This is a genomic window from Streptomyces sp. NPDC003720 (genome assembly GCF_042875075.1).
Taxonomy (GTDB): Bacteria; Actinomycetota; Actinomycetes; order Streptomycetales; family Streptomycetaceae; genus Streptomyces.
This window is the reverse complement of record NZ_JBIANZ010000003.1, coordinates 397,088-409,018: the sequence shown is the minus strand read 5'-3', so window position 1 is coordinate 409,018 and position 11,931 is coordinate 397,088. Positions and strand designations below refer to the sequence as shown.

Annotated in this window: 9 protein-coding genes; all 9 read right to left on the bottom strand. The window is 73.9% G+C overall.

From position 1 onward, the window contains the following. Window positions 1–117 precede the first annotated feature (117 nt). The 9 genes from ACFYU0_RS10750 to leuS all read right to left on the bottom strand — a co-directional run bounded on the left by ACFYU0_RS10750 (window position 118) and on the right by leuS (window position 11,523). Window positions 118–513, bottom strand: coding sequence for a nuclear transport factor 2 family protein (locus tag ACFYU0_RS10750; protein WP_389299570.1), 396 nt, complete (start codon window positions 511–513; stop codon window positions 118–120). A gap of 131 nt (window positions 514–644) precedes the next feature. Beyond that, window positions 645–1,634 (bottom strand): DNA polymerase III subunit delta, encoded by a 990-nt coding sequence (holA, locus tag ACFYU0_RS10745; protein WP_351659462.1) that lies wholly within the window; start codon window positions 1,632–1,634, stop codon window positions 645–647. Window positions 1,635–1,760: 126 nt separating this feature from the next. Continuing rightward, window positions 1,761–2,006: a hypothetical protein gene (locus tag ACFYU0_RS10740; protein ID WP_351659459.1), complete on the bottom strand. Its 246-nt coding sequence runs from the start codon at window positions 2,004–2,006 to the stop codon at window positions 1,761–1,763. A gap of 92 nt (window positions 2,007–2,098) precedes the next feature. After that, the gene (locus ACFYU0_RS10735; protein WP_389299567.1) at window positions 2,099–2,947 is read right to left on the bottom strand and encodes an arylamine N-acetyltransferase; all 849 of its coding nucleotides are present in this window, start codon (window positions 2,945–2,947) and stop codon (window positions 2,099–2,101) included. Between the two features lie 28 nt (window positions 2,948–2,975). Next, on the bottom strand, window positions 2,976–5,555 hold the full coding sequence (locus tag ACFYU0_RS10730; protein ID WP_389299565.1) for a ComEC/Rec2 family competence protein: 2,580 nt from the start codon (window positions 5,553–5,555) through the stop codon (window positions 2,976–2,978). Next, complete coding sequence (locus ACFYU0_RS10725; RefSeq protein WP_389299562.1) at window positions 5,552–6,709, bottom strand: helix-hairpin-helix domain-containing protein; 1,158 nt, start codon at window positions 6,707–6,709, stop codon at window positions 5,552–5,554. The genes ACFYU0_RS10730 and ACFYU0_RS10725 overlap by 4 nt, the downstream gene beginning before the upstream one ends. 133 nt (window positions 6,710–6,842) lie before the next feature. Then, window positions 6,843–7,688 (bottom strand): DegV family protein, encoded by an 846-nt coding sequence (locus ACFYU0_RS10720; protein WP_351659448.1) that lies wholly within the window; start codon window positions 7,686–7,688, stop codon window positions 6,843–6,845. 72 nt (window positions 7,689–7,760) lie between these two features. After that, window positions 7,761–8,492 (bottom strand): hypothetical protein, encoded by a 732-nt coding sequence (locus ACFYU0_RS10715; RefSeq protein ID WP_389299559.1) that lies wholly within the window; start codon window positions 8,490–8,492, stop codon window positions 7,761–7,763. Between the two features lie 160 nt (window positions 8,493–8,652). Further along, on the bottom strand, window positions 8,653–11,523 hold the full coding sequence (gene leuS / locus ACFYU0_RS10710) for a leucine--tRNA ligase (RefSeq protein ID WP_351659442.1): 2,871 nt from the start codon (window positions 11,521–11,523) through the stop codon (window positions 8,653–8,655). Window positions 11,524–11,931 lie beyond the last annotated feature (408 nt).

Here is an 11,931-nt window from a genome sequence, read left to right as displayed (position 1 = left end):
GGATCCGCACGCGGCCTGCGTTCGCCACGCGGGTGCGGATCCTCACGTCTTGAACCGAAGGCCCCGGCTCCCTCCCTTCCCCAGGGCGGGCGCCGGGGCCTTCGGCTTTCCCGTGCCTCAGCCCCAGAACGCGTTCTCCTTGTCCACGTCCTCGACGCACTCGTCGATGTCGGTGACCCTGTCGCCGACGATGCGCAGGACGAGGCATCCGTCCACGCGGTGGCGTCGGCCCTCGCGCTCGGCGGTGACGTGGTGCAGGGCCACGGCGTGGCCCCGGCCGTCGACGAAGACATGGCGCAGATCGGCGCGGAAGCTGCCGCCGGTCTCCTGGAAGAGCCTGCGGTACATGCCGATCACCGCGTCCCGGCCCTTGAGGTCGCCCGAGAAGGCGTGGTCGCCGGGCACGTGGTAGGTGACGTCCGCCGTCATCAGCTCGCGCAGGGTGTCCAGATCCACGCGGAGGAAGGCGTCGTAGACCTCGCGGACGAGGGTCGCGTGCGGGTGCTCAGCCATGGCGATCGCCACCTTCCAGCGCGTCGGCGATGTACGGCTGACACGTACGATTCTCCTCGCCGGCCGCCACGGGGCGACTGGATCACGTCAGGCCCGTACGGCCCAGCCCCTTCGGACGGGAGCGCCCGGTGTCAGCCTCGGCCTCTGGAGCGGGCGGCGCGGGCGATGATCACGACCGCCTTCTCCAGCGCGTACTCGGGGTCGTCACCGCCGCCCTTCACTCCCGCGTCGGCCTCGGCCACCGCGCGCAGCGCCACGGACACTCCGTCCGGTGTCCAGCCCCGCATCTGCTGGCGCACCCGGTCGATCTTCCAGGGCGGCATGCCCAGCTCCCGCGCCAGGTCCGCGGGCCTGCCACCGCGCGCCGAGGAGAGCTTGCCGATGGCGCGCACCCCCTGGGCGAGCGCACTGGTGATGAGCACCGGAGCCACGCCGGTCGACAGCGACCACCGGAGCGCCTCCAGCGCCTCCGCCGTGCGCCCCTCGACGGCCCGGTCGGCGACCGTGAAGCTGGAGGCCTCGGCACGGCCGGTGTAGTACCGGCCGACGACCGCCTCGTCGATCGTCCCCTCCACGTCGGCGACGAGCTGCGACACCGCGGAGGCCAGCTCCCGCAGGTCGCTGCCGATGGCGTCGCAGAGCGCCTGGCAGGCCTCCGGCGTCGCCGACCGGCCGAACGCGCGGAACTCGCCCCGCACGAAGGCCAGCCGGTCCGCCGGCTTGGTCATCTTCGGGCAGGCCACCTCCCGCGCGCCCGCCTTGCGCGCGGCGTCCAGCAGCCCCTTGCCCTTCGCACCGCCCGCGTGCAGCAGCACGAGCGTGATCTCCTCCGCGGGCGACCCGAGGTACGCCTTCACGTCCTTGACCGTGTCGGCCGAGAGGTCCTGCGCGTTGCGCACGACCACGACCTTGCGCTCCGCGAAGAGCGAGGGACTCGTCAACTCGGCGAGCGTGCCGGGCTGCAACTGGTCCGGCGTCAGGTCCCGTACGTCGGTGTCGGCGTCGGCGGCCCGGGCGGCGGCCACCACGTCGCGCACGGCACGGTCGAGCAGCAGGTCCTCCTGGCCCACGGCGAGGGTCACCGGGGCGAGAAGGTCGTCATTCGCAGCTTTTCTGGCCATCGCCTACAGCATCCCACGCGGCACTGACAGTGGACCGGCCCGCGCACCCGGACCGGACCCCGGCCTCTCCCCGGTCCGAGCCCCGACCGGCACCCCGAGGGGAAGCCGGAGTCGCGGGGCCCGGGATCACGGCTCCTCGCGCCAGCCGTCCCACCGGCCCGCGAACGCGTCAAGCTCGGCGGGGTCGAGCCGGCCGGCCTCGTCGCGCAGCGCCAGCAGCCACTGGGCGTCCTCGGCGTCGTCCTCGCCGGCCAGGGCGTCCCGGACCGGCCGGGGGTCCTCGTCGATGCCGAAGTGCTCCGCGAGCGCCTCGGCCACCTCCTCGGCGGTGTCGCGGTCGGGCAGCACCAGCACATGTCTCACATCACTCACGGAAACATTCTCCGGCACGAGGTCACGCCGGTCCGGCCGGCCTGGTTCAGCCCGCCTCCTTCAGCTCGTTCAGACCGCCTCGTTCAGCTTGCTCAGCCCACCTGGCCCCTCTGTCGCACCGTAGGCACCACGGCCGGCTCGATCCCGAACTCCTCCCGGTACAGCGCCAGCACCTCCTCGTCCGTCGCCGGCTCCCGTGTCTCCTTCCTCCCGTCGGGTGCGGTGGTGGTCAGTACGCGTCCGCTGAGGGTGAGTCGCCCGCCGTCCTCGGTCAGCCGCGAGCACACCAGGGACCGCGTGAAGTGCGAACGCGGCGAGGTGCTGTGCCACCAGGCCCCGCCCGTGAAGTCCGCGAGCGCCCGCGGCCGCGTCTCCAGCCGGTACTGCGGTCCGCCGTTCCGCAGCACGTCCAGGTCCGCGCCCCCGGCGGCCGACCCCGGCCCGGCAGTACCGGTCACGCCGGCCGGGTCCGGGCCGGCCTCCGTCACCCGGAACGTCCCGCCGGGGTCCGTCTGCTCACCGCGCTCGGCGAGCGACAGCGGGAAGTGGCTGTGCGCACCGAACCCGACGTCGGCGAGCCAGTCGGCGCCGTCCGCCGTCCGTACCCGCAGCGCGAGATGGTCGTACGGGATGCCGAGACGCCCCTCGTCCCCGTACACCCGTCCCGCCAGCAGCTCGACCTCGTAGCCGAGTGCGGTGAGCAACGCCCCGAAGGCGCCGTTCAGTTCGTAGCAGAAGCCGCCCCGCCGCCGGCCGACCACCTTGTCGAGCAGCCGCTCCTCCTCCAGGACGATCTCCTCGCCCAGGTGGATGGAGAGGTTCTCGAAGGGGACGGTCCGCAGATGGCGCAGGTGCAGCTCCCGCAACGCCTCGACGGTGGGGTGCTGCGGGCGCGCGGCCCCGATGCGGCGGAGGTAGGCGTCTGCCTGGGATGGATTCATGCGTCCAGTCTGGGCGGACACCCGCCGCTCAGTCTCTGGTCACCCGCACCTCCCGCTCCGTCCCCCCGCCGCCGACCGCGAGCGCACCGTCCCGGTCGGTGCGCAGCACCATCGCCCCGCCGGCCCGCAGCGCGGCCACGGTCACCGGTGCCGGATGCCCGTAGGGGTTGTCGGCGCCGGTGGAGATGAGCGCCACCCGCGGTGCGGCCAGCCGTATCAGGTCCGGGTCCTGGTACGCCGAGCCGTGGTGGGCCACCTTCAGCACGTCCACCCTCGCGAGCCCGGCGGCGGCCGGGGACCGCAACAGGGCCTGCTGGGCCGGGGGTTCGAGGTCGCCGAGCAGCAGCAGCCGCAGCCCGCCGGACCGCACGAGCAGGACGACACTGGCGTCGTTCGGGCCGTCGGGCTCCGGTGCCGGCGGCTGACCCGGGGCGGGTGGCGCGGGCGGCCACAGCACCCGCCAGCTCAGTGCCCCGATGCGCCGCTCCTCCCCCGCCACCGCCGTGCCGAGCGGGATGTGCCGTCGAGCCGCCTCCCTCCTGACGAATTCGGCCTGGTCGGCCGGTTCCGCGTAGTCCGTGGTCTCGATCGCGGCCACCGAGCGGCCCCTCAGCACACCGGGCAGGCCCGTGACGTGGTCGGCGTGGAAATGGGTCAGGACCAGCAGCGGGACGCGTGTGACGCCGAGTGCCCGCAGGCAGTGGTCCACCGGCTCCGGATCGGGTCCGGCGTCCACGACCACCCCGGCGCCGTCACCGGCCGCCAGCACGGTGGCGTCGCCCTGCCCGACGTCGCACATCGCGTACCGCCAGCCCGGGGGCGGCCAGCCCGTGATCACCCGGGTCAGGGGTGCCGGCCGGACCAGCGCGAGCAGGAGCAGCCCGGCCAGCGCGGCGCACCACCAGGGGTGCCGCAGCAACCGCCGCCCGGCCGACACGACGGCCACCGTGACCGCCGCGAGCAGCAACGCCCCGGACCAGCTCGCCGGCCAGTCCACTCCCGCGCCGGGCAGCGCCGCGCCGGTCCGGGCGATCCGCGCGATCCATCCGGCGGGCCAGCCGGCGCACCACGCCAGCGCCTTGGCCGCGGGCATCGTCACCGGTGCCACGGCCAGCGCCGCGAAGCCCAGCACCGTGGCCGGGGCGACCGCCACCTCGGCGAGCAGGTTGCAGGGCACCGCCACCAGGCTCACCCGGGCCGACAGCACCGCCACGACCGGCGCGCACACGGCCTGTGCGGCGGCGGCCGCGGCCAGTGCCTCGGCGAGCCGGGCCGGCACCCGGCGCCGCCGCAGCGCCTCGCTCCAGCCGGGCGCCAGCACCAGCAGCGCGCCGGTGGCCAGCACGGAGAGCAGGAACCCGTAACCGCGGGCCAGCCACGGGTCGTACAGCACCAGCAGCAGCACGGCCGTGGCCAGGGCCGGGATCAGGGATCTGCGGCGCCCGGTCGCCAGGGCGAGGAGGGCGACCGAGCCGCAGGCCGCGGCCCGCAGCACGCTGGGGTCGGGCCGGCACACGATCACGAAGCCGAGCGTGAGCGCCGCCGCCAGCAGTGCGGTCGCCCGCAGCGGTAGCCCCAGACGCGGGGCCAGTCCGCGGCGCTCGGCGCGCTGGGCCAGGCCGGGCGGACCGAGCAGCAGGGCGAGCAGGATCGTGAGGTTGCTGCCGGAGACGGCGAGGGTGTGCGCGAGGTCCGTCTCCTTGAAGGCCTCGTCGAGTTCCGGCGTGATCCGGGAGGTGTCGCCGACGACCAGCCCGGGCAGCAGCGCCCGGGCGTCGGCGGGCAGTTCCTCGGTCGCCTCCCGCAGCCCGGCCCTGAGCCGGCCCGCGAGCCGCTGCGGACCGTTCGGCCCCGCCACGATCTCCGGCTCCGGATCGCCGCGTACGCGCAGCACGGCCGCGGTGCGGTCACCGCCGGTCAGGGCGGGAGCCAGCCGGGCGGTCACCCGAAGCCGGGTGGACGGCAGCAGCCCGAGCCAGGCCGAACGCGCCTCGCGGGGGCCCCGGGCGACGGGCCCTTCCTCGCCCGGCGGCGCCCTCGGCGCCGGGACGTCCCGGTCCACGACCATCAGTACGGGGCTCCGTGTCCGCACGGTCCGCCCGTCGTCCTGCTCGACGCGCCGCACCTCCGCCCGGGCCAGCACCGCCACCGGCGCCGCGTGGTCGCCCCGCACCCGCGGTCTGCTGAGCCAGGGGTCGCCGCTCACCTCGACCTCGGCGGTCAGGGTGGCGAACCGCCGTGCCGACTCCGGCACCGGGCCCCGCCGTACGTCCGCCCCGTGCAGCCCGGCGGAGGCGGCGGCAGCGGCCACGCACAGGAGCACGGCGGCGACCGGGGCACGCGACCGGGCGAGGCGGCCGCCGCCAGGCCGGCGCCGCGCCGCGAGCAGAGCGGCCCCCGCGACACCGCAGCCGACCGCGAGGACGGCGCTCCAGGCCGGCGAGGCGCCGAGCACCAGGGCGGCCGTCCCCCAGGCGGCGAGGGCGGGCGGCACCAGTCGCAGGTCGGCCGGGGCCTCGGACTCGCCCGGGCGGCTGCTCTCGCAGTGGTCCCCGGGGGCTTCCCGGGCGGACCACGGCCGCGCTGCTCCGGCCTCTCCCCCGCTCATGGCCGCACCATGACGCGCAGGTCGGCGAAACGGCGGTCGCCGATCCCGTTGACCTGGCGCAGCTCGTCCACCGAGCGGAAACCGCCGTGCCGCGTGCGGTAGTCGAGGATGTGCTGGGCCAGCACCGGACCGACCCCGGGCAGGGTGTCGAGCTGATCCACGGTCGCGGTGCTGAGGGAGACCGGGGCCGCGGGCGCCCCGGCCGCCGCCGCTCCGCCGCCGGGCCCGGGCGCCCCGGCCGCCGTCCCCGGGGGCGCGCCGACCAGGATCTGTTCGCCGTCCACCAGGAAACGGGCCCGGTTGAGCCCCTCGGTGCTCGCCCCCGGCCGGACCCCGCCCGCCGCGCGCAGTGCGTCGGCCACCCGGGAACCCGCCGGAAGCCGCCGGATTCCGGGCCTGCGGACCTTGCCGCCGACGTCCACGACGATCTCCGCGGCGGGCGCGGTCGAGGCGTCCGCGACGGACGTGTGCGCAGCGGAGGCGCCGGTGGACCGGCCGGACTTCGCGTCGTCGTCCTTGCCCGCGTACGGCGCCTCGGCGCGCACCACCTGAGGAGCGCTCACCGTCTCCGTGCGGCCCGCCCAGAAGTGCTGGACGGCGAACACGGCCGCCGCCACGAGCACCACCGCCAGCGCGATCACGCCCCGCCGCTCCACCCCGCACCGCGTCTGCAGCCAGAGCGGCAGCCGCTCCCGAAGTGCGAGCCCCGCCCGTTCCCGCATGCCGGGCACGAGCCGTCCCGCCGGCTCGAAGTGGTCAGCGTCGTCCGCCGGTTGTGTCTCGTGAACGCCGGCCGCATCGGCGCCGGAGGCCGGGGCAGCCGGCTCGGCCTCATGAGCGGGCTCGGCCCTCCCGCGCCGAGCGAGGGGCGGGACGGTCGGTGACGGCAGTCCGGGCGCGGGCCCCGTCACGCTCACCGTGCTCGCGGGACGCCAGGCGTCCGACGGTGGGGCGTTGCCCGACTCCGGCCAGTGCGCGCCGCGTTCGCCGAAGAGAAGGTCCGCGCGGCGTCGCAGTTCGTCGGCGGGCGCGGGGGCGCGGTGCCGGGCGCGGGGGTGCCCTGCGGGGCGGCGGCGGACGCGCCCGTCGGAGGCGGGGCCACGGCCCGGTCCACTGGTCGGGGTGGCGGTGCGTGAACGTGATCGAAGTGCCATGCGACGAGGATCGGACATCCCGCCGATTCGCGATGATCTTGATCGATTTCCGTGGAGGGAGGCTCCGTTGTGGAAAACCCGGCCACCCGCACGAGTGACGACACCCCGCACGAGCGCACCGCCGAGCGGCGCCTCAGCGCGGTGAGACGACCGCGCCCAGCAGTCCGGGCCCGGTGTGCGCCCCGATCACCGCGCCGACCTCGCTGACGTGCAGGTCGGCCAGCCGGGGCACCCGGGCCCGCAGCCGGTCGGCGAGGGCGGACGCCCTGTCGGGCGCGGCGAGATGGTGGACGGCGATGTCCACCTCGGCGCCGCCCGCCCGGTCGGCGACGATCTCCTCGAGGCGGGCGATCGCCCGGGACGCCGTGCGGACCTTCTCCAGGGGTTCGATGCGGCCGTTCTCCAGCTGGAGCAGCGGCTTGACCGCCAGCGCGGATCCGAACAGGGCCTGGGCGGCGCCGATGCGCCCGCCGCGGCGCAGATAGTCGAGCGTGTCGACGTAGAAGTAGGCGGAGGTGCCGGCCGCTCGCTTCTCGGCGGCGGTGACGGCCTCGTCCACGGTGCCGCCCGCCTCCGCCGTCTCGGCGGCGGCCAGGGCGCAGAACCCGAGAGCCATCGCGATCATCCCGGTGTCCAGCACCCGCACCGGAACCGGCGCTTCGCGCGCCGCGAGCACGGCCGCGTCGTAGGTGCCGGACAGCTCGGCGGACAGGTGCAGGGAGACGATGGCGCTCGCGCCGGATTCGGCGACCTTGCGGTAGGTCTCCGCGAACAGCTGCGGGCTGGGCCGGGAGGTGGTGACCGGGCGGCGTTTCTGCAGGGCCTGGGCGAGGGAGCGGGTCGAGATCTCGGTGCCCTCTTCGAGCGCCCGGTCGCCGAGGACGACGGTCAGGGGCACCGCGGTGATGCCGTGGCGCTCCATCGTCCGTGGCGGCAGGTAGGCCGTTGAATCGGTGACGATCGCGACATGGCGGGACATGAGCTGGAGGTTACCCGCCGGAGTGCCCCTACGGCAGCCCGGCCCCTGTCCTCCGGTCCCGGCGCGGTCCGGTCAAGTGGTGCTCTCGGGGCGCGGTTTCTTCTGCCAGGGGTAGGCCGGGCGCGGCGAGGGCGGGGTGAGCGCGGCCGGTGCCGGCGCCTCGTCGGAGCGGGGTGCCCGCGGGCCGGGTCCGGGCCGGGCGCTGCCGTCGGCCGCCGCGGGGGCGTCCGGCCACGGGGGCGGCGCCTGCTGGGCCTCGGTGTGCGTCCAGTGCCGAAGGGCGCCCGTCTCGACGTCGATCTGCGCGCTCAGCGAGTCCAGGTCGTCCTCCGCGAAGCGGTGGGCGCGGTCGCGGGCCGCCCAGCGGAGCGAGTCCGCGGAGTGGGTGATCCGCTCCGTGCGCCGGCGCAGTTCGGGAAGGTGCGCGGCGAGCGTCGTCCGGTCCGGCTCGGACTCCAGCCGCTTGAGGTCCGCGTCCAGCTCCTGGCCGTGCGCGCTGAGCCGCTGGAAGAGCCCGAGGGACTCCCGGAGCGACTCGTCCTCGGCCACGCCCGCGTGCAGCGCGTCCTGGGTGGCGCGCATCGAGTTGCGCAGCGCGAGCCGCAGCTGGGCGATCTCGCCCGCCGGACCGACCTGGGCGATGGACCTGGCCCGCAGTGTGTGGTCCTCGACCGTGCGGCGGGCCTGCGCGATCGTGCGGTCGACACCGCGCTTGGCGGCGCCGACGGCCTTGACCGTCGCGTACGCGCCGAGCCCGATGAAGACCAGGAACAGCAGGGCGAACACGGTGATCACTGTTTCCATGCCGCTCCTCCTCAGCCCGATGCGGCGTTCGCCGCTGTGCTCTCCACGGTAAACGCAGCGGGCAGGCCCGGGGTTCCGGAAAAACCCCGAACCTGCCCGTAGGGGACTACCCCGAGGTGTCCGGCACCCCGGTCCCCGGCGCGTTCACGTGGCTACGCGGTCACGCCGGAACGATGTTGACCAGCTTCGGCGCCCGCACGATCACCTTGCGGATCGCCGCGCCGTCCAGGGCGGCGACGACCTTCTCGTCCGCCAGCGCCGCCTTCTCCAGCTCCTCGTCGGAGATGGCCGGCGACACCTCCAGCCGGGCCTTGACCTTGCCCTTGATCTGCACCACGCAGGTCACGGTCTCGTCCACCACGTACCGCGGGTCGGCGACCGGGAAGTCCTGGTGGACGACCGAGTCGGTGTGGCCCAGCTTGCGCCACAGCTCCTCGGCGACGTGCGGGGCCAGCGGGGCGACCAGCAGCACCAGCGGCTCGGCGACCGAGCGGGACACCTCGCCACCGGCCTTGGTCAGGTGGTTGTTCAGCTCGGTCACCTTGGCGATGGCGGTGTTGAAGCGCAGGCCCTCCAGGTCCTGGCGCACGCCGTCGATCGCCTTGTGCAGGGCGCGCAGCGTCTCCTCGCCGGGCTCGGCGTCGGTGACGGTGACCTCGCCGGTGCTCTCGTCCACGATGTTGCGCCACAGCCGCTGCAGCAGCCGGAACTGACCGACCACCGCGCGCGTGTCCCACGGCCGCGACACGTCCAGCGGGCCCATCGCCATCTCGTACAGGCGCAGCGTGTCGGCGCCGTACTCGGCGGCGATCTCGTCCGGAGTCACCGCGTTCTTCAGGGACTTGCCCATCTTGCCCAGCAGGCGGGTGACCTGCTCGCCCTGGTGGTAGTAGGCGCCGTCCCGCTCCTCGACCTCGGCCGCGGGGACCGCGATGCCACGGCTGTCGCGGTAGACGTAGGCCTGGATCATGCCCTGGTTGAACAGCTTGTGGAACGGCTCGGCGGAGGAGACGTGCCCCAGGTCGAACAGGACCTTGGACCAGAAGCGCGCGTACAGCAGGTGCAGCACGGCGTGCTCGGCGCCGCCGACGTACAGGTCGACACCGCCGTGCGGCAGGCCCTCGCGCGGGCCCATCCAGTACCGCTCGATCTCGGGGTCGACCAGCTGCCGGTCGTTGTGCGGGTCCAGGTAGCGGAACTCGTACCAGCAGGAACCGGCCCAGTTGGGCATGGTGTTGGTCTCGCGGCGGTACTTCTTCGGCCCGTCGCCCAGGTCCAGGGTGACGTTGACCCAGTCCTCGTTGCGCGACAGCGGGGTCTCGGGCTGGGTGTCGGCGTCGTCCGGGTCGAAGGTGCGCGGGCTGTAGTCCTCGACCTCGGGCAGCTCCAGCGGCAGCATCGACTCGGGCAGCGCGTGGGCGACGCCGTCCTCGTCGTAGACGATCGGGAAGGGCTCGCCCCAGTAGCGCTGGCGGCTGAACAGCCAGTCGCGCAGGCGGAAGTTGACGGTGCCCTCGCCGATGCCCCGCTGCTGCAGCCACTCGGTGATGCGGGCCTTGGCCTCGGTGACGCCCAGGCCGTCCAGGGAGATGTCGTCGTTGGCGGAGTTGATGATCTTCGCCTCGTAGGACGCGAAGGCGTCCTCCCAGGTGGAGGTGTCCGTGCCGCGGCCGTCGGTGGGCTCGACGACGCAGTGGATCGGCAGTTCGAAGGCGCGCGCGAACTCGAAGTCGCGCTGGTCGCCCGCCGGGACGGCCATGATCGCGCCGGTGCCGTAGCCCATCAGGACGTAGTCGGCGATGAAGACGGGCACCTGCTCGCCGTTGACCGGGTTGGTGGCGTACGCGCCGATGAAGACGCCGGTCTTGTCCTTGGCCTCGGCCTGCCGCTCGACGTCCGACTTGGAGGCGGCCTGCGCCCGGTAGGCGGCGACGGCCTCGGCGGGCGTGGCGTGGCCGCCGGTCCACACCTGGTGGGTGCCCTCGGGCCAGGCCTGCGGGGTGAACTTCTCGACCAGCGGGTGCTCGGGGGCCAGCACCATGTAGGTCGCGCCGAACAGGGTGTCCGGGCGGGTGGTGAAGACCGTGATGCGCTCGCCGTCGATCGGGAAGTCGACGCGGGCGCCCTCGGAGCGGCCGATCCAGTTGCGCTGCTGCAGCTTGATGGCCTCGGGCCAGTCCAGCGCCTCCAGGTCCTCCAGCAGCCGGTCGGCGTAGGCGGTGATGCGCATGTTCCACTGGCGCAGCTTGGCCTTGAAGACCGGGAAGTTGCCGCGCTCGGAACGGCCGTCGGCGGTGACCTCCTCGTTGGCCAGCACGGTGCCCAGGCCGGGGCACCAGTTGACCGGCGCGTCGGAGGCGTAGGCCAGCCGGTACTCGCCCAGCACCTCGGCGCGCTCGACGGCGCTCAGCTCGTGCCAGGGGCGCCCGCCGGGCACCGCGCGCTCACCGGACTCGAAGCGGGCGACCAGCTCGGAGATCGGGCGCGCCGCACCGGCCTCGTCGTCGTACCAGGAGTTGAAGATCTGCAGGAAGATCCACTGGGTCCACTTGTAGTACTCCGGGTCGATCGTGGCGAACGACCGGCGCTTGTCGTGGCCCAGGCCCAGCCGGCGCAGCTGGGCCTTCATGTTCTCCATGTTCGCCTCGGTGGACACGCGCGGGTGCGTGCCGGTCTGCACGGCGTACTGCTCGGCGGGCAGGCCGAAGGCGTCGAAGCCCAGGGTGTGCAGGACGTTGTGCCCGGTCATCCGCTGGAAGCGGGCGTAGACGTCGGTGGCGATGTAGCCCAGCGGGTGACCGACGTGCAGGCCCGCGCCCGAGGGGTACGGGAACATGTCCATGATGAACTTCTTGGGCCGGGCGGCCAGCTCGGGGTCACCGGCCAGGTCACCCTTGGGGTTGGGCGCCGCGTAGGTGCCGTCGGCGTCCCAGAAGTCCTGCCAGCGTGCCTCGATCTCGGCCGCCATGGCGGCCGTGTAGCGGTGCGGCGCGGCCACCTCGGCGGTGGCAGCGGGGTTCGTCTCGCTCATGATCCTCAAAGCTCCATCGATCGTCTCTGCCTGCGCTGCCTGCGGCTGTGACACTCAGGAAACGAAAAATCCCCTCGCACAGGAGGGGACGCCGCGCCGATGCCGACCACACGGTTCGACCGGTGGGTCGGTACTGATCAGCGCGGCCCGCTAAGCAGGAGGCGTACGGCACGCATGGCGCTAGGGTACCGCAGCCCTTGAGCAAGCCGCGACGCGCTTCCGTATGCCTGGTGGACATGACACTTCGCCCCGCCACGACTGAACCAAGGTCAGAGATTACTTCGCGTAACAGCCACTAAGGGACACCGTCCCAGTCACATTGTCCTTTGATAACAACGCAATAACTCAAAGCTCCTACTGATCGGTATGGCGCCACTTAGAGTTCGGCAGCGGGACCGCTTTCCCGAA